This is a genomic window from Brenneria uluponensis (genome assembly GCF_032395385.1).
Classification (GTDB): Bacteria; Pseudomonadota; Gammaproteobacteria; order Enterobacterales; family Enterobacteriaceae; genus Prodigiosinella; species Prodigiosinella aquatilis.
Window position 1 is genome coordinate 4,109,465 of record NZ_CP135917.1, and the last position, 16,895, is coordinate 4,126,359.

The 16,895-nt window shown below is 49.7% G+C and carries 16 protein-coding genes and 3 pseudogenes; 5 read left to right on the top strand and 14 right to left on the bottom strand.

Annotated elements, in window-relative coordinates:
• Nucleotides 1-38: 38 nt before the first annotated feature.
• The gene (locus RS889_RS19035) at nucleotides 39-1,550 is read right to left on the bottom strand and encodes a CoA-acylating methylmalonate-semialdehyde dehydrogenase (RefSeq protein ID WP_315708375.1); all 1,512 of its coding nucleotides are present in this window, start codon (nucleotides 1,548-1,550) and stop codon (nucleotides 39-41) included.
• A 318-nt stretch (nucleotides 1,551-1,868) separates the two neighbouring features.
• On the opposite strand from RS889_RS19035, the gene RS889_RS19040 reads away from it, so the two are divergent.
• Nucleotides 1,869-2,729, top strand: a complete 861-nt coding sequence (locus RS889_RS19040) for a MurR/RpiR family transcriptional regulator (protein WP_290181680.1) — start codon at nucleotides 1,869-1,871, stop codon at nucleotides 2,727-2,729.
• Nucleotides 2,730-2,871: 142 nt separating this feature from the next.
• On the opposite strand, the pseudogene RS889_RS19045 reads toward RS889_RS19040, so the two are convergent.
• Nucleotides 2,872-3,018, bottom strand: a pseudogene (locus RS889_RS19045) (helix-turn-helix domain-containing protein); the annotation flags it as partial.
• Nucleotides 3,019-3,132: 114 nt separating this feature from the next.
• On the opposite strand from RS889_RS19045, the gene ddlA reads away from it, so the two are divergent.
• A complete protein-coding gene (gene ddlA, locus RS889_RS19050) occupies nucleotides 3,133-4,230 on the top strand; it encodes a D-alanine--D-alanine ligase (protein ID WP_315708376.1) in 1,098 nt (365 codons plus the stop codon).
• Between the two features lie 46 nt (nucleotides 4,231-4,276).
• Here ddlA and RS889_RS19055 read toward each other — a convergent pair whose 3' ends face one another.
• Together RS889_RS19055 and RS889_RS19060 are read right to left on the bottom strand one after the other, a co-directional pair.
• Nucleotides 4,277-4,561 (bottom strand): YciI family protein, encoded by a 285-nt coding sequence (locus RS889_RS19055; RefSeq protein ID WP_315708377.1) that lies wholly within the window; start codon nucleotides 4,559-4,561, stop codon nucleotides 4,277-4,279.
• Nucleotides 4,562-4,582: 21 nt separating this feature from the next.
• Nucleotides 4,583-4,978 (bottom strand): annotated as a pseudogene (locus RS889_RS19060) (VOC family protein).
• 233 nt (nucleotides 4,979-5,211) lie between these two features.
• Here RS889_RS19060 and RS889_RS23890 point away from each other — a divergent pair.
• Nucleotides 5,212-6,117 (top strand): annotated as a pseudogene (locus RS889_RS23890) (hypothetical protein).
• A gap of 390 nt (nucleotides 6,118-6,507) precedes the next feature.
• On the opposite strand, the gene RS889_RS19075 reads toward RS889_RS23890, so the two are convergent.
• The 4 genes from RS889_RS19075 to RS889_RS19090 all read right to left on the bottom strand — a co-directional run bounded on the left by RS889_RS19075 (nucleotide 6,508) and on the right by RS889_RS19090 (nucleotide 10,744).
• Nucleotides 6,508-7,428 (bottom strand): DMT family transporter, encoded by a 921-nt coding sequence (locus RS889_RS19075; protein ID WP_315711121.1) that lies wholly within the window; start codon nucleotides 7,426-7,428, stop codon nucleotides 6,508-6,510.
• A gap of 61 nt (nucleotides 7,429-7,489) precedes the next feature.
• Entirely contained in the window at nucleotides 7,490-8,512 is a 1,023-nt protein-coding gene (locus tag RS889_RS19080) for an iron-containing redox enzyme family protein (protein ID WP_315708378.1), read from the bottom strand.
• A 491-nt stretch (nucleotides 8,513-9,003) separates the two neighbouring features.
• The gene (locus RS889_RS19085; protein ID WP_315708379.1) at nucleotides 9,004-9,864 is read right to left on the bottom strand and encodes an amidohydrolase family protein; all 861 of its coding nucleotides are present in this window, start codon (nucleotides 9,862-9,864) and stop codon (nucleotides 9,004-9,006) included.
• A 169-nt stretch (nucleotides 9,865-10,033) separates the two neighbouring features.
• Entirely contained in the window at nucleotides 10,034-10,744 is a 711-nt protein-coding gene (locus RS889_RS19090; protein WP_315708380.1) for an SDR family NAD(P)-dependent oxidoreductase, read from the bottom strand.
• 164 nt (nucleotides 10,745-10,908) lie between these two features.
• Between RS889_RS19090 and RS889_RS19095 the strand changes: the two genes are divergently transcribed.
• Nucleotides 10,909-11,844 carry a LysR family transcriptional regulator gene (locus RS889_RS19095; protein WP_315708381.1) on the top strand — a complete coding sequence of 312 codons (936 nt, stop codon included), beginning with the start codon at nucleotides 10,909-10,911 and terminating at the stop codon, nucleotides 11,842-11,844.
• Between the two features lie 47 nt (nucleotides 11,845-11,891).
• Here RS889_RS19095 and RS889_RS19100 read toward each other — a convergent pair whose 3' ends face one another.
• The gene (locus tag RS889_RS19100; protein ID WP_021014509.1) at nucleotides 11,892-12,287 is read right to left on the bottom strand and encodes a VOC family protein; all 396 of its coding nucleotides are present in this window, start codon (nucleotides 12,285-12,287) and stop codon (nucleotides 11,892-11,894) included.
• 222 nt (nucleotides 12,288-12,509) lie between these two features.
• Here RS889_RS19100 and RS889_RS19105 point away from each other — a divergent pair, with 222 nt between their 5' ends.
• Nucleotides 12,510-12,749, top strand: a complete 240-nt coding sequence (locus RS889_RS19105; RefSeq protein WP_021014508.1) for a DinI family protein — start codon at nucleotides 12,510-12,512, stop codon at nucleotides 12,747-12,749.
• Nucleotides 12,750-12,986: 237 nt separating this feature from the next.
• Here RS889_RS19105 and RS889_RS19110 read toward each other — a convergent pair whose 3' ends face one another.
• The 5 genes from RS889_RS19110 to RS889_RS19130 are packed head-to-tail and all read right to left on the bottom strand — an operon-like array spanning nucleotide 12,987 to nucleotide 16,887.
• Nucleotides 12,987-14,204, bottom strand: a complete 1,218-nt coding sequence (locus RS889_RS19110) for an amino acid deaminase (protein ID WP_315708382.1) — start codon at nucleotides 14,202-14,204, stop codon at nucleotides 12,987-12,989.
• A 16-nt stretch (nucleotides 14,205-14,220) separates the two neighbouring features.
• Nucleotides 14,221-14,988 carry an IclR family transcriptional regulator gene (locus RS889_RS19115; RefSeq protein WP_201797187.1) on the bottom strand — a complete coding sequence of 256 codons (768 nt, stop codon included), beginning with the start codon at nucleotides 14,986-14,988 and terminating at the stop codon, nucleotides 14,221-14,223.
• Nucleotides 14,989-15,035: 47 nt separating this feature from the next.
• On the bottom strand, nucleotides 15,036-15,419 hold the full coding sequence (locus tag RS889_RS19120) for a RidA family protein (protein ID WP_315708383.1): 384 nt from the start codon (nucleotides 15,417-15,419) through the stop codon (nucleotides 15,036-15,038).
• A gap of 14 nt (nucleotides 15,420-15,433) precedes the next feature.
• Nucleotides 15,434-16,228: an amino acid ABC transporter ATP-binding protein gene (locus RS889_RS19125; RefSeq protein ID WP_021014504.1), complete on the bottom strand. Its 795-nt coding sequence runs from the start codon at nucleotides 16,226-16,228 to the stop codon at nucleotides 15,434-15,436.
• Nucleotides 16,225-16,887, bottom strand: a complete 663-nt coding sequence (locus RS889_RS19130) for an amino acid ABC transporter permease (protein ID WP_021014503.1) — start codon at nucleotides 16,885-16,887, stop codon at nucleotides 16,225-16,227. The genes RS889_RS19125 and RS889_RS19130 overlap by 4 nt, the downstream gene beginning before the upstream one ends.
• Nucleotides 16,888-16,895 lie beyond the last annotated feature (8 nt).

Sequence of the window (16,895 nt, forward strand, 5' to 3'; positions counted from 1 at the left end):
TTCAGCGGCCTGTCAGACAGGCCCTAAAGTGGAATCAATCACTCCAGCGTTGGCATTACAAAGCTGCTGGTATGCTGCTCAAGGCGTACACTGGCCGGCCAACGGCTGGTGACGGTTTTCATCCGGGTGTAAAAACGCACACCGTCGCTACCGTGCACATTGAGCGGCCCGAAAATGGAGCGTTTCCAGCCACCGAAACTGTGGAACGCCATCGGCACCGGAATTGGTACATTGACACCCACCATGCCAGCTTGCACATCCTCACAGAACTGCCGCGCCGTTTCGCCATCGCGGGTAAAAATCGCCGTACCATTACCGTATTCATGGCGGTTAATCAGCGTCAGCGCCGTCTGATAGTCCGATACTCTTACCACAGCCAGTACCGGCCCAAAAATCTCTTCACGGTAAATTTTCATTTCTGGTGTGACGTTGTCAAACAGCGTTGGACCCATAAAGTAACCCTGTTCATGATCGGGAACGCTCAGTGTGCGCCCGTCGACCCGCAGCGTTGCCCCCTGATCCACGCCACTCTGAATATAACCCGCGATTTTGTCTTTATGCTGCGCCGTGATAACCGGTCCCATTTCATTTTCCGGCCCTTCTGTTATCCCCGGTCCGACACGCATCGCGCCAATCTGTTGTTCCAGACGCTGACACAGCGCATCGGCTGTATCATCACCCACCGCCACCACCACCGACAGCGCCATACAGCGCTCTCCTGCCGCACCGAAACCGGCGCCCATAATGGCGCTGGCAGCCATATCCATATCCGCGTCTGGCATCAGGATACAGTGGTTTTTAGCGCCGCCCAGCGCCTGACAGCGTTTACCCTGTGCGGAAGCGGTACGATAAATGTATTCCGCCACCGGTGTTGATCCCACAAAGCTTACGGCCTGAACACGCGGGTCTGTCAGCAACACATCCACCGCTTCCTTATCCCCCTGAACGACGTTGAATACACCATCCGGCAGACCAGCCTCCTTCAGTAACTGAGCCAACATCAGTGAAAGCGACGGGTCTTTCTCGGAGGGTTTGAGCACAAACGTATTGCCGGTGGCCAGCGCGATAGGGAACATCCACATGGGAACCATGGCCGGGAAATTGAATGGCGTAATACCGACACAGACACCCAACGGCTGCATCAGCGAATGGCTGTCAACGCCGGTTCCTACGTTGGCGGAATGCTCCCCTTTTTGCAGGTGCGGAATACCGCAGGCAAACTCCACCACTTCCAACCCACGGGTCAGTTCTCCCACCGCATCGGAATAGACCTTGCCATGTTCTTCCGAGATCAACCGGGCCAGAGTATCCATGTTTTCTTCCAACAACGCTTTGAAACGGAACATAACGCGCGCACGCCGTAACGGGGAGTGTCTGGACCACGCCGGGAATGCCGCAGCAGCCACACTGATCGCCTGTTTCACGTCGTTCGCGTTGCTCATGGCGACCTGACGAATCTGCTCACCCGTCGCCGGGTTATATACGGCCGCATAACGTTGACTGCTACCGGAGGTCACTGCCCCCTGAATAAAACTAGATATGGTTTCCATGTTGACACCTCTATGGGGTTTAAGGGTGATAAGTGGCAGGTACGGGATTACTTTATATGAAATAAATATTCTATTTTAAGTTGAAATAAAATAAATATTAATTATTGTGATCCAAGACGAGTTTTTATGTAACCGGAATGCTGCGGTTTTTGATGCGATACTCCAGCGTTTTTGGTTCGAATGTCGCCATCCTGAATTGAACTGTATGTTCTATTTTTGAGGACAAAAATGAAAAAGACGTTTGAAATGACAGCATAAGTCACTAGAATCAATAATTAAGGACCTATTTGGGATAGGCTCCTTCTGGGGAGAAAAATCATGTCTGTGGCGACCAGCCTGAGAGAGTTACAAGAGCAGATCCGCGACCGTTACGATACGCTGAGTAAGCGTCTACAGCAGGTGTCACGCTATGTGCTTGATAATACCAACAGCGTGGCATTTGACACGGTGGCCGTGATTGCCGAACAGGCGGACGTTCCTCCCTCGACGCTGATCCGTTTTGCCAATGCCTTTGATTTCAGCGGGTTCAACGAAATGAAACAGTTGTTCCGCATGAATCTGGTGGAAGAGACCGCCAGCTATACCGACCGGGCGCGCCTGTTTCGCGAAATGGAAACAGAAACGGTGCCGGAAACCCCGCTCGACATTCTGCATGAATTTGCCCGTTCAAACGCTCAGGCGATGCAGCAACTGGCGGCACGTATACCACCGGAAGATTTGCAGAAAGCGGTCGATTTACTGGCGCATGCCGATACCATTTACATTGTCGGATTGCGGCGTTCGTTCAGCGTAGCCTCCTATCTGGCCTACGCGCTAAGCCATCTGGAGAGTCGCCCGATATTGGTTAATGGGCTCGGTGGCATGTTTCGCGAGCAGCTCAGCAGGATTAGCGACAAGGACATTGTAGTTTCCATCAGCTTTTCCCCCTATGCACAGGAAACCATGATGGCCAGCGAAATGGCCGCTACCGCTGGCGCACGCCAGATTGTGATTACTGACAGCCAGATAAGTCCGTTGGCAACACTCAGTGATGTGTGCTTCGTGATAAAAGAAGCACAAGTGGATGCGTTCCGCTCCCAGTCTGCCACGCTGTGCCTGGTACAATCGTTAATGGTGTCGTTGGCATATCAACAAGGCAACGGCGGCAGACAAACGCCAGGGAAGCAACAGCGAACCTGATCAACCAGAGAGCCGAGAATCATAAGGCCGTATCGATGAGGGGGCACGCAAAACCGGATCCCGGTCAATCAGGCAGTTAATCTGCGCGCGCTTCTGGGAGGCACCGAGATTGATGACAACGTGCGAATCTCAGCGGTTAAATTCAGACCATGAAAACTTCTGGTCCTTTTTCTTCAATAACATTGATGATGCGTAGCGCGGCCTGATTTGGTTTGCTCTCATCGCGCTCCCACTTCGACACGCTCTCAACTGACATGCCTATCATGCGGGCAAGCGCCGATAACACCATTAAAAATAGCCATCAGGAGTAAGTTAGCCTTGCACCGGCAGGAATTTAGCGGTTTCATTTAGCAAAATTGACTGAACACGAGCGACAAAAACGCTTCGTAACAGGAATGTTCATATGAATAAGATTCGGGTTGGTGTGGTGTTTGGCGGAAAATCGGCGGAACATGAAGTGTCACTACAATCGGCAAAAAATATCGTCGATGCCATCGATAAAACCAGATTTGACGTCACACTGCTGGGCATTGATAAGCAGGGAGAGTGGCACATTAATGATGAATCCAATTATTTACTGAATGCGGAAAATCCGGCGTTGATTGCCCTCAACCGCTCAAATCAGAATGTCGCGCTGATACCGGGCCAGACTCATCATCAGTTGATTGAGACGCACAGTGCCAACGCATTGTCACAACTGGATGTGATTTTCCCGATTGTCCACGGCACACTTGGCGAAGACGGATCCCTGCAAGGCTTGCTGCGCATGGCCAATATCCCGTTTGTCGGCAGTAACGTGCTGGGCTCCGCCGTCAGCATGGATAAAGATGTCACCAAGCGTCTGCTGCGTGATGCCGGTTTGCAGGTTGCGCCGTTTGTGACACTCACCCGCGCTAATCGTAGTCAGCATAATTTCGCCATCGTGACCGCCCGGCTTGGGCTGCCACTGTTTGTTAAACCGGCTAATCAGGGTTCTTCGGTGGGCGTCAGCAAAGCAAGAAACGAGGCCGAATTCCGTCAGGCCGTCGAGCTGGCGTTCCGTTATGATCATAAGGTGCTGGTGGAGTCCGCCATTGCCGGACGCGAAATCGAATGCGCCGTCCTGGGTAACGATTCACCACAAGCCAGCGTGTGCGGGGAAATTGAGCTCCATGACGAGTTTTACTCATACGATACCAAGTACATCAACGAAGATGGCGCGGCAGTGACGATACCGGCCAAGCTGTCACCGGAAACTCATGACCGTATCCGTGCCGTGGCATTAAACGCTTTTCAGGCACTGGAATGTCAAGGCATGGCCCGGGTGGATGTATTTCTGACCAACGATGAAGACATCATCGTCAACGAAGTGAATACCTTGCCCGGTTTTACCAACATCAGTATGTATCCCAAACTGTGGGAAGCCAGCGGTATTGACTACACGTCGCTGATTACCATCCTGATCGAGCTGGCGCTGGAGCGTCATACGCAGGACAGTAACCTGCAAAGCTCGGTGCGTTAACCGGTTCGGCCCGGCGCCATCGTGTCAGGGCCAATACTCACCGGCATCAGATATGGGTTAACGCACTAAATGCCTCTGTGGTCATCGAAGGCTGGAAATCAGTGATGTCGTAATTGGCCACGGCCTGAAACGGATCCTGCCGCAGGAACTCATCCAATGCCGCCCGTTCCATACTTTTCGCCAGGATCACCCCACCAACACGAGGATTTTTACGTCCGGACGCAATAAAAAAACCCTGTTCATACCCTTGTTTCAGCCAGCTGATATGTTCCGCCAACAAGGCTTCCACCTGATCCAGGCTGGTTTTATAGGTCAGATTGATAATATACATGGTTGTTTATCCTTATTACTGTCAACTGACCACCGGCCAGCTACTGTTTTGTAGTACCACCCGATAGCCATCATGGTCGCAGAAGGTTTTCCCCTGTTGATCCCAATATGAATTGAACGATTTTACTGTGCTGAATCCAGCTTGTTCCATACGCTGACAGGCAAGCGCCCATTGATCCTGCTCAGGAATATACAACACTAGCAGATCATCCACCTAGGGAGACGGTATTATCGGATGCGTATGACAGAACGTGAGCGCCAAATGCCAGGACAAATTTTCCCGTCCCAACATCACACCGCTAAACCCGGAATGATCAGCAAATTCAGCAAGTTTCTGTAATGCCAAACCGCGGCTATACATTGACTGGCTTTTTTGCAAATCCGTTACCGGACGGACAATGCGCAGTGTCGTTATCATAGAGAGTCCATATCAGTGTTAATCAAGTCCCTTTTTTACCATTTCCTTATGACAGATTCAGTTGGTTTATTCCTCTATTTTTGAGTTCTCTGATAATGGATTCCGGCAGGAGCAATAGCTGGCTGACCATCAGTATTAATATCAAGATCGAGCTGGCGCTGAGCTGTTTTAAGTTAGGGACAACTAAATGACTTCACTTCAGACTCTGTTGCAATTGGCGAGTACCCCAACAAATCACTACTCCGCACGGGGTGAGCATCAACCTTCGCTCCACCCGTAAATCAGCTAATTGTCCTGAATGCCTGAAACGCAGTGGCTCCGTACATAGCTGCCGGCGTATACAACATCTTCCGTGTTCAGGGCAAACGCTTTATCTAATCTTTGCTGTCCACCACTGGTACTGCCACAACCCAGTATGTTCACGTAAAATCTTTGCTGAATCTCTGGCCCCCTTCTCAGGTTCGAGGCAGCAATATTCAGAGGCAATGCAAAATTTACAGCATAAACTGGGGATAATCGCTGGTGGCGAGGCTGGCGGCAGGTTGCCACTGAACTGTCGCCAAAAAAGAATGCTCCGGAAGTTCAGCCAGCAACATCGCCGGTACTTCTACTTCCGGAGCGGATCAGGCAGCAAAGGCGTGAAAAGCGGCATCAACGCCGGACGGAAGTGAGTTTGCTCCATAAAAATGGGCGAGGGATCAGAGAAATATCTCTCATCACCGGGTTATCACGAGTGACTGTTCACCGATGGATACAGTCGGTTACGTTCCCTGGGATGTCAACCCGGCCACCAAAGCCCGGACTTCTTGACTCACGGCGTAGCTGTGACGAGAAAAGCGAACGCTTTGGCTTTGGTCTGCGTGGTTGTCACCGTGGTACGTCAGGGCGCCTGCTGGTCCTGAGTCTGCTGGCGACGTGGGCCACAGCAGTACTGTAGCTGTTGGGCTATGACGCTGAAAATAAAGGGTTACATCTGAAATATCAGGCCAACAGCGTAAAATCACGACGGGTCATCTCTTACCTGACATTAGCGGAGAATGCCTTGCGACACTCTCCGCTGACATTAAAACAAACAGCATTGCACGCTGTTTCTTAATCATCTCGCCAAAACCTACCGAAGTATGGTGTTGGTTTATTAGTGCTGATTTTGTGAGGATCCCTCAGCACGAAAGCGGGCTGTATTATCGTTATATTCAAACGTTAAGAAGACACCAGATAACGCTTTCCGGCCTGAATCCACGCGTTGTCGTAACAGGATCAATTCCCTCCGGTCACAAACGCCTCTATGCTAAAACATCGCTCTTATCCTGTTTCGGATCCGGAGATCCGATTTCTGTGATTCACGATAGTCAGTTTCTTGACAAGATGAGTTATGGGTCAGGAATCGTTCAATCGAGTTGACCACACCCGTCGCCAGCGTATGTGCAGAATTCAGACCGCCCGCAGGATGAGCCGGTGCAACCGAAGAAACAGCCTTACAAGGTGTAGTTGAACACGCTAATAAGCTTCTATTCCTTTTAGTTCACATCTCATAATTCCTCACGTGGAAATGAGGGTTCCACCACTTTTTTTTTCGTGGAACAACACACAATTCCGAAAACGATCAGCAAAAGTGTGATGATGTGATAAGTCTGGAACGCGTTGCCGAGAAAAGCGATCCCCATAATGCCGCCCGATACCGGGATCAAGTGGGTGTAAATCTCACTACGGGTGGTACCAATCAGCGAAACACCCTTGCTCCAGAACACATAAGACAGCCATGAGGGGAAGATGATTAAATAGAGAATGCCGACGATCACCACTGGCGAGATAATATAAATTACGCCGTGGAAATCTTGCGCTAGCGCGAGGTGAAGTAAAAACATCGGTATCAGAATGATTGTACCAATCAGTGAACTGAAGGCGACAAACGATGTATTTGTCACATCTTTACTTTTTAGACGCAAGAACGCACAATAAAAAGCCCAACTTAAAGCAGAAATAATGGTCAACACGTCACCCTTTCCAAAAGCCTGCATGCTACTGGCTCCTTTGGCATTGGAAAAAGCAAGATAGATAACGCCAACGGTGCTGGCGATCACGCCTATAATATTCTGCTTAGAAATACTTTCGTGGAAAATAAAATGATTGATAAATAATACGAGGCAGGGTGTGCTGGATATATAAATGGCTGCGTTAAGTGAGGTGGTATATTGCAACCCAATATATAAGCTTAGTGGAAAACTCACCTGCCCAAGAAAAGAAAGCAGCACGTTAATACCAATATTATTGCGTAAAGCAGAAAAGTCACGCCAAAAAGCTTTCCAGTAAAGTGATAACATAATCAGTGTGGTTCCGCTCCAACGGATCAGGCTTAATCCATAGGGGTCAACATATTGCACCAGTATATGCCCAACAACATAATTACCCCCCCAGAATATTGCTGCTAATGTCAGTAATAAATATGCCACATACCACCTCTTTATATATTTAATAGATGATGGCCCGACAATTATTTTCGGGCCATATGAATTATCGGAATGCATTCATTTTTTGCATTAGTTGGTCATAGTAGCGTTCTGCTGTTCGTAATCTGAGTAAACTTCCGATATAAAATTCTTTGCATGTTTCTGGGTATCTATTAGCGATCACATCAATAACATTGTAAAGCCAGTCATCACCGTGCTTGATGTCTATCATAATATGTTCAGTGTAATATTTTACATCTCTGTCAATTAAACCAAGGCGTAAACATCCATTCACTAATTTTTCGTATTGCGGGGGATCGAGTACCTCGGTCATCGCCATTACACCCAGTAATTTGTAGTAATGTTTTCGATTGACTGAACCAAGCATAAAGGCGTTGTGACCAGCTAATGCTTCGACGCCGTACATGTCAGCGTAGTGGTTTTCAGGTAGCTTAATATCCTGTCTTGTCAGCACATCTTTGTAGAGATTGACGTGAGTAAAAACATTATCGCCGTGCCCTATCTCATCCCACAGGTTTTCACTGATGGTACCTCGGGTTTCAGGTTGTGAACCGATAAGGGTATAGGCCACCAAGTCAAAAAAGATCAGGTTTAATGCACTATCACTTTTGAAGAAGTAATAAAGCTGTTCCCTTGAAGCGTCTTTTTCCAGAAATTCGAAAACCGGGTGGTGTGAGGCATTATGGGCTTGCCAAATGGTTTTTAAAAAATCACCAAAATGTGTCGAGCTTTCTACTTCTGGCGGAATAATTAATCCAGAAAACTCATATTCCAACCAGCCGTGCTCAATTTTATCTTTTATTTCCAGTAAATTGCTATCATATTGCCGGGATGCTGGCACGGATAGCGGATGAGTAAGTACGCTTTGGTAAATAATAAATAGGGCGTGTTGGATGATTTGTTGATCATTGATAGAGTTTTTATTATAAGCATGCTCAATGATATCATCAATTTTTTCTTTTTCAGGGAAGTTATCGCGCTCACCATGAATATAAGAGATTAATGCTTTTGTGAATCCATAAGTATCATCAGTAAAAGCTGGTTTTATTCTTTCAAGATTAAACATCTTATATTTCCTTATTAAAAACTCACTTATTCTGTGGTTATAAGTCATAAAAATTTTGTGATATACATCACAAAAAATAATTATACAATTAACAAAAAAAGCTCTTTAAGGGAGTTAAGGACGGGGTCTGAAGCCCACCGTGGCTTGCATGAATAATCCAGGGACTTAGGACTGGTATCAAATCAGGCTCTGTTAAGATTTGAAGTGAAAAATCAAAGCCATAAGAAAAAACTTTGTCACAATTTTGCCACACTCACACAGCAGAGCATAATTAAACTTAGAGATGATTTTTGCTTAGCGTGGGAAATTTTCCGTTTTCCAAGCGGACCCCTGTTCGTCATAAGTGCACCACGAACAACCTCATGCACGTGAGATTCTTATACCGATAGAAGTGATGTTCATAACGAATCCCCCAAGATTGAAAGTGTCCCATGATTGCACAATAGTTAACCAGTTACATAATCAGGGGAAGTCCCTTCCATTCGTTAAGACTATTTGTTGTTGCACTCACTCTCAGGAAGCTTACTTTTTCCAACATCGTCAGTCAGCCGCATCCAGTTGCCATAAGCAAAACTTGCCTTTCCTCCGTCATCCAGACCACATTCTTCCAGGAAACGTCGCGCTTCGCGGCCCAACCGATATTGATACGGGAAGTCAGTAGAAAACAGCAGGCGATCCGTACCCACGATGGCGGCAGCTCGCGCCAGAAAATGAGGGAGGAACATACCGCTTGCCGTAACATAAAGATTTCTACGCAGGTATGTCGCGATGGGGTGAGCCAGACCCGCCACGTGATCCATGGCAGCAAGGCGCTCCGCATAAAATAACACCAACTCCCCCCAATGGCCCAGAATGACCTGAAGACCAGGCATACGATCGAAATGCCCGGCAAGAACAAGACGGATAAACTGAATGCCCGCATCATAATGCCAGCCAAGCCCATATGTTGAGAGTGCGGCATTTACCTCCTGGCTGAATCCCGAATAATATCTATCTCTTACAACCGGATCCGGGACTCGTGGATGGAGAAATATCGGCGCATTCAATGTTTCAGCGCTGCGAAAAATCGGCAAAAAAACCGGATCGTCTATGTTGCCAGCGCCGGTTCCTCCACACAACATCCCCCCTTTGAATCCAAGTGTCCGGATACACCGTTCAAGTTCTAGTGCCGCTTCGTCGGGCATCGTGACGGGCAACGTTGCCAGTGCCTGGAACCGATCTGGATATCGCGTGACCACCTCTGCTATCGCGTCATTAATGCGTCTCGCCATATCGAGGCTTTCATGTCCCAAATCGTGAAGTGCCGGCGTGGTGAGTGATAGAACCTGAACATCTACCCCGCTTTCGTCCATAAGGGAGAGGCGCTCATCGGCGAGATCAAGGAGGCGTCTCCCTATTGGACCCGAATGGAGAGCAATACTGGGGTCTGACGCCTCGAGACCAATCTCATTCCAGGCTTGGTGAACCTCTGTAGTAAGAAAATGTTCTTCAATACCGATCAATTTCATCATAGTTGCCATTTCACCAAGGGATAGTGCGACCAAGATAATCGAGATATTCCAGGCCCGGTTTTCCCTGTTTCAAGAGAAGGACATTGACCAGGCTGGGAATACTGTCTTCGATGGTAAGCGGTGCTTCCGGGCCACCTAAGGCGGTATTGATCCAGCCCGGCGCCATTGCCACCATTGCACGCGATGTTCCGGCCTGACGAGCCGCGAAACTTCGCATGAACATGTTCAGGGCCGCCTTGCTGCCGCGATATACCTCACGCATGCCGGTCTCATTATTGCTGATGCTCCCCTGCCCAGACGACATCACTCCGATCAAACCTGTCTCGCCAACGTAGCACTCCAGGCTTTCGATAACACGCATCGGGCTAAGAGCGTTAGTGATCATGACATGTATAAAGTCATCGGTAGCCACCTCGCCAACAGTTTCTGTCGGATCCCGGTTGGTCGTCCCGGCATTGACAAATAGCATATCGAACATTTTGCCATACAGGCGGTCATGCAACGCCGCCAGTTGATTCTGGTCACAGATATCCAACGTTTCGATCTCGACCCGACCGCGATATTCATCGGCCAGATCATGTAGCAGAGTCCGGGGTTTTCCACCACGTACCGTACCGACAACATTCCATCCTTTTTTTAAAAATTCGACCGCCATGGCATGGCCGAGGCCACGTGATGCCCCGATAAGAAGAACCGTTTTTTGCGACTTATTGGTTTGCATTAATTATCTCCTCTGAGTTTGGTACTGACATCGAAACCAATACCCGTCGTGGTTTGGTTCATGAAATATAGCCATACAGAAGACATGGCGGAAGACACAGCATTTGCATTGATAACATGCATCAGACGCCTTCCCTCGTTTTTCAGATCGGCATACAATGCCGTATGACTGAACCCGATCTCAATCTACTCATTGCACTCAACGTCCTTCTTGCCGAAGGAAGCGTGGCTGGCGCTGCTCGTCGCCTTGGCTTAAGTGCTTCAGCGATGAGCCGTACCCTCAGCCGCCTTCGCGGCGTAACCGGCGATCCCTTACTGGTTCGGGCAGGCCGTAATATGGTGTTGACACCTTATGCTGAAGAGATACGTGAGCGCACTCAGCGCGCAGTATTTGAGGCTCGCGCCGTACTGCGCCCCTCGTCGTCAGAATTGAATTTATCCACGCTGGAACGAACCTTTACCCTTCGCACCAACGATGGCTTTGTCGAGGTTTTTGGCGCGTCGCTTATCGCCGCCGCCGCAGCGGTAGCACCTTTAGTGTGTCTGCGCTTTGCGCCAAAACCAGAGAAGACCTCAAGGCATTTGCGCGAAGGTCTGGTTGATCTTGAGATTGGTGTCTTAGGGGAGATGGGGCCAGAAATACGCTTGCAAGCGCTTTTCAGGGACCGTTTCATCGGCGTGGTAAGAAAAGGTCATCCATTTTTGGCCGAACACGGGGTGAACGCGGCGCAGTATGCTGCTTTATCACATGTAGTGGCTTCACGCCGTGGACAAATACGCGGGCCGGTAGATGAAGCACTGGCGGAATTAGGTTTAGAACGGAAAATTACCGCCGTGGTTCCGGGCTTTTCTGCTGCATTGGCAGTGGCTCAGGCAACGGATCTCGTGGCGCTTGTGCCTGCATCTTTCTTTACCCGTATTGATGGATCTTGGGCAACTAACGCACTTTGCGCTTTTGAACTTCCTGTGAAAACCAAACCAATTACGGTATCGCAGATGTGGCATCCGCGTTCTGAGGTTGATCCCGCACACCGCTGGCTTCGGAAACTAGTGTTGAGCACCTGCCAACAACAGGTGCCGGAGTTAATCCGCATCGCATAGCAATGGATCAGTCAGGGTGTATCAGCCTCACCAACAGACCCTGACTGTCAACTGACCACCGGCCAGCTACTGTTTTGTAGTACCACCCGATAGCCATCATGGTCGCAGAAGGTTTTCCCCTGTTGATCCCAATATGGATTGAACGATTTTACTGTGCTGAATCCAGCTTGTTCCATACGCTGACAGGCAAGCGTCCATTGGTCCTGCTCAGGAATATACAACACCAGCAGATCATCCACCGAGGGAGACGGTATTACCGGATGCGTATGGCAAAACGTGAATTCCAGATGCCAGGACAAATTCTCCCGTCCCAACATCACACCGCTAAACCCGGAATGATCAGCAAATTCAGCAAGTTTCTGTAATGCCAAACCGTGGCTATACATTGACTGGCTTTTTTGCAAATCCGTTACCGGACGGGCAATGCGCAATGTCGTTATCATAGAGAGTCCATATCAGTGTTAATCAAGTCCTTTTTTTACCATTTCCTTATGACAGATTCAGTTGGTTTATTCCCCTATTTTTATTGAGTTCTCTGATAATGGATTCCGGCAGGAGCAATAACTGGCTGCCCATCAGTATTAATATCAATTTAGTGAAAATACCGTTGCCACGCCACACACCATGTCTGTATATTTACACAGTGTTTTTATAGGGACAGCATTATGTATGTAGAACTGGTTTACGATAAAAGAAACGTGAATGGCTTACAAAACGCCGCAGTGCTGATCGAAGCCGAATTAACCAAACGTATTCACCGGGTGTTCCCAGATGCGGAAATAAAAGTCAAACCCATGCAGGCTAATACGATTAACTCCGACGCTACTCGGCAGGAAAAATCCACGATTAACCGCATCATTGAAGAGATGTTTGAAGAAGCCGATGAATGGCTGACGATGGAATAGCCAGCCCTTGATCCTGTTATTACATTACGCGTTTTGACATCACACCGCTGATTGCCAAGCGCGTATCACCTGAACGTAGCTGACGCTGACCACCACCCCCTTCGTATTCGCCGTACGCCATACAATAAGACAACAGCACTGGTATTTATGGCACATTGCGGTAACCACCGTCAGTGAATGCCCTGATAGACAGGGCATTGGGTAATTCATCACATTGATAACACACCGCTATTCACATCAGAAATACGTTGGCAGGGTTTCCACCACATTCAAGGATTCATCAACCAGCGTGACATAACGCCATTTATCAAAGGTCAGGCAGGGATGAGACGCGCCAAAGGCGATCACATCGCCAACCTGAAGCGAATGATGTTCGGGTATTTGCAGAAACGCGTGCTGATCCATCAACGCGGTAACGCGAAACGTCTCATCCAGTGCCACCGACGTGAATTGTTGTCGGGAAACCGCATAGGACCGTAACGGCACCGGCAATCCGGCATCAAACGCGATATCTCTTTTACCTAACGCCACAATGGCGCACCCCGGCTCAGGCAACGACTGAACATGGGCCCACACCTCCATCGCTGGCTGTAGCGCGCTATCCATTTCCGGATGACGGTGTAACAGCGACGCCTGTGACGTCTTGTACAAACCATGATCATGTACCAGATAACATCCCGGACGTAGCAAGGGCTGGAAGTCAGTTTCAGCCTGCAAGCGCTGAAACTCCCCGGCGATCAGATCATACCAGGCCGATCCAGATGCCGTGACATACGGATAGTCGAGATCAAACCTGCCAGCCGCTTTCAACATCACCGCCGTTTGTACCAGATAAGCGGCAAACTTGCGGATATCCTCTTCTGCCTGTTCGCCATGAATGACCCCCTCATAACCTTCGATACCGCTCAACCGCACCGCAGGACATGCCGCAATCGCTGCCAGCACCGCATCAACCTGTTCCGGCGTACGACAGCCACAACGACCATGCGCCACGCCGATCTCCAACATGACGTTGATCGTCAGCCCTTGTGCGGCAAAAAACGTCCCCAACTGACGCACATTTTCCGGGCTGTCCACCAGACAGTGGAACTCCACCTTATGCTGCCTCAGCAAAGCGGCGATGATCGCCATATTGGGTGTACCCACCAATTGGTTTGCCAACAAAATACGCGGGACACCTTGCGCTGCGGCGACCGAACACTGTACCGCTGTTGCCAGCGTGATCCCCCAGGCGCCAGCCTCCAGTTGACGTCGAAACAGGCCCGGCGTCATGGTGGTTTTCCCGTGGGGTGCCAAACGGGCACCGTGTTGCTCGGCATAACGTTGCATCCACATCAAATTATGCTGCAACGCGACCTGATGCAGGACCAGCGCTGGCAACGTCACCTGAGTCAGCAAATAGCTACCGTTAACCGGCACGCCTTTCTCTACATGGCTGTGAGACAGTTCACTCATTGAGAACTCCTGGGCATCAGTGGCCGGACAAACGCGCTTCCATCGCGCGAGCGCACTCCAGCAACACATCCCGATAATGGTTGTAATGGGTAATGGCATCACCACGCGGTGCCACAATACAAAAGGTGGCGACGCAGCGACGCGCTGAATAAATACCGGCGGCGAAACAGTGGGTATACGTATCCGCAATGCTGTCAAACGAGAAAAAACCATCGTGCCGGGCCTGATGAATTTCCTCCAGATAGTCAGCCACCGGCAGGTATTCGCCATTAGGCAGACGGAAATCCTCTGGTGGAATAAAAGCCTGGATTTCATCGTCACTCATGTGCCCCAACAGCAGCCTTCCAGATGCTGTCCAGGGAATCGGCGTATCCTGCCCCACTTCAGAGGAAATGCGAAAAGCACGCTCCCCCTCACGCATCAGCGCCACGTTGTATTTATTCCCGTTCAGCAGACACATCTGGGCCGTTTCACCCGTCTTTGCGACAATTTGTTGCAAAAAACGGTCCGACTCACGGGAAAAATCGAAATGATCAAGATGCGCCTGTCCGAGAAAATAGAGCTCTCGTCCTAAATACACCATGCCATCGTTCCCGACGGCTTCCAGAAAACGACGTTCCTGAAGCAGAGCCACCATCTCGTACACCGTGGATGTCGGCGCATTGATACCTTTCGCAATATCATTCGCCCGCATTGGCTGACGCTGTTTCTTCAGATAGTCCAGAATATCAAGTGCCCGGTCGATACCCTTGGCCCGGCGCCTGACGTCGGGTGATGTCATCATCAAACTCCTTACCCCACCATAGTCAATGTTGATGCCGCCAATCCCGGCTACTTAGCCTTGTAAGCCACGCAGTCAACTTCAACTTTACAATCTACCATCATACTGGACTGAACACAGGCGCGCGCGGGGGCGTCCGCACCAAAATATTCGCTGAAAACACGGTTGAAACTCCAGAAATCCCGTGGGTCATCCAGCCAGACGCCAACCCTCACCACATGCTCCAGTCCATATCCCGCTTCATGAAGAATAGACACCAGATTTTGAATCGCCTTGTGGGATTGCGGGATAATGCCCCCTTCCGCGACCTCACCGCTTTCCATCGCAATTTGACCGGAAACATACAGCCAGCCATCCGCTTCTACCGCTCTGGCAAAAGGCAACGGCTGTCCACCAGCGCCTTTTTCTCCGGCACCATAACGGGTAATACTCATAAAAAGCTCCTTGATTAAAAATGAGAATGTTTAAGAAATTCGACTAAACGCGGCGATTGTGGATGATGGAAAAGCTGTTCCGGTGTTCCCTCTTCCTCGATGCGCCCCTGATTCATAAAAATAATCCGGTCTGAAACTTCATAGGCAAAACGCATTTCATGTGTGACCAACAGCATGGTCATGCCCTCTTCCGCCAGACTTTTCACCACCGCCAGCACTTCTCCCACCAATTCCGGATCCAGCGCGGAGGTCACTTCATCAAACAACATCAGGCTCGGATTCATGGCAATAGCACGGGCGATAGCCACACGCTGTTGCTGACCACCCGAGAGCTGACCGGGGAAATGATCTCGCCGGGCCAACAATCCAACCCGATCCAGCCACCGTTCAGCAGTGGCTATCGCTTCATCCTTGCGCATCTTTTTAACTTTAAGCAGGCCCAACGTGACATTTTCCAGGGCCGAGAGATGAGGAAAAAGATTGAACTGTTGAAATGCCATACCGGTCATGGCTCGATGCTGTGCGATGACTTTTTCGGAATGACGAACCCGTTGCCGGTTTTTTTCGTGATAACCGATGCGTTGATTATTTAATAAAATATCCCCTTGCTGAAACTCTTCCAGCAGGTTGACGCAACGTAGCAATGTGGTTTTTCCAGAGCCACTGGAACCAATGAGCGTCACCACATCGCTTTTATTCATACAGAGATCGACGCCTTTCAACACCTCCACCGTGTCATAACGCTTATGTAGATTGTTGATCGTAAGCAGTGGCGTGCCTGAAGTCGCGGTTACTACAGTCTGATTCATGGAAGCCTCACTCTTTTTTCCAGATAACGCCCCAGGCACTCAATGGAAAAGTTGATGATGAAAAACAGCAAGCCGGCGAAAGCATAGAACGGCAGGGTCATAAAGGTTCGGGCGATAATCTGTTGAGAACTCAGCAGTAGATCCGCCACCCCGATGACAGAAAGCAAGGTGGACGCCTTGACAATTTCCGCCGCAGAGTTGACCCAGGTTGGCAGAATTTGTCTTAGTGCTTGCGGCAACTGCACATACCACAGGTCTTGATAAAAGGTCAGGGCAATCGCTTTCGCGGCCTCGCTTTGGCCTTTAGGAACCGCCTGTAACGCCCCACGGACAATTTCCGCTACGTGCGAACTACAGAACAGAGTCAGTGCCAGAACCCCCGCTTCAAACGCACCGATGTTCCAGCCGACAGCCGGCGCAATATAAAAGCAGGCCAGCACCAGGACCAGTACCGGCGTACCACGAATCACATCAATGTATAGACGCAATAGCAGGCGTAACAGACGATGACCAAAGGTGATGACTACGCCGATCAACGTACCCATGACCGTACCACCGATAATAGCCAGCCCGGAACTCAGCACCGTGACCATAAATCCCTGGGCAAGTGTTGTTTTGGCCTGCCACAGTTGGTACCACCAGCTAAAAGGATCATTCATAAGGCCTC

What these genes read in the sequence shown, in the direction of transcription:
- RS889_RS19035 (WP_315708375.1), bottom strand. Translation starts at nt 1,550, where the DNA reads ATGGAAACCATATCTAGTTTTATTCAGGGGGCAGTGACCTCCGGTAGC.
- RS889_RS19115 (WP_201797187.1), bottom strand. Translation starts at nt 14,988, where the DNA reads ATGATGACATCACCCGACGTCAGGCGCCGGGCCAAGGGTATCGACCGG.
- RS889_RS19040 (WP_290181680.1), top strand. Translation starts at nt 1,869, where the DNA reads ATGTCTGTGGCGACCAGCCTGAGAGAGTTACAAGAGCAGATCCGCGAC.
- RS889_RS19105 (WP_021014508.1), top strand. Translation starts at nt 12,510, where the DNA reads ATGTATGTAGAACTGGTTTACGATAAAAGAAACGTGAATGGCTTACAA.
- RS889_RS19055 (WP_315708377.1), bottom strand. Translation starts at nt 4,561, where the DNA reads ATGTATATTATCAATCTGACCTATAAAACCAGCCTGGATCAGGTGGAA.
- RS889_RS19120 (WP_315708383.1), bottom strand. Translation starts at nt 15,419, where the DNA reads ATGAGTATTACCCGTTATGGTGCCGGAGAAAAAGGCGCTGGTGGACAG.
- RS889_RS19130 (WP_021014503.1), bottom strand. Translation starts at nt 16,887, where the DNA reads ATGAATGATCCTTTTAGCTGGTGGTACCAACTGTGGCAGGCCAAAACA.
- RS889_RS19090 (WP_315708380.1), bottom strand. Translation starts at nt 10,744, where the DNA reads ATGCAAACCAATAAGTCGCAAAAAACGGTTCTTCTTATCGGGGCATCA.
- RS889_RS19080 (WP_315708378.1), bottom strand. Translation starts at nt 8,512, where the DNA reads ATGTTTAATCTTGAAAGAATAAAACCAGCTTTTACTGATGATACTTAT.
- RS889_RS19100 (WP_021014509.1), bottom strand. Translation starts at nt 12,287, where the DNA reads ATGATAACGACATTGCGCATTGCCCGTCCGGTAACGGATTTGCAAAAA.
- ddlA (WP_315708376.1), top strand. Translation starts at nt 3,133, where the DNA reads ATGAATAAGATTCGGGTTGGTGTGGTGTTTGGCGGAAAATCGGCGGAA.
- RS889_RS19085 (WP_315708379.1), bottom strand. Translation starts at nt 9,864, where the DNA reads ATGGACGAAAGCGGGGTAGATGTTCAGGTTCTATCACTCACCACGCCG.
- RS889_RS19110 (WP_315708382.1), bottom strand. Translation starts at nt 14,204, where the DNA reads ATGAGTGAACTGTCTCACAGCCATGTAGAGAAAGGCGTGCCGGTTAAC.
- RS889_RS19095 (WP_315708381.1), top strand. Translation starts at nt 10,909, where the DNA reads ATGACTGAACCCGATCTCAATCTACTCATTGCACTCAACGTCCTTCTT.
- RS889_RS19125 (WP_021014504.1), bottom strand. Translation starts at nt 16,228, where the DNA reads ATGAATCAGACTGTAGTAACCGCGACTTCAGGCACGCCACTGCTTACG.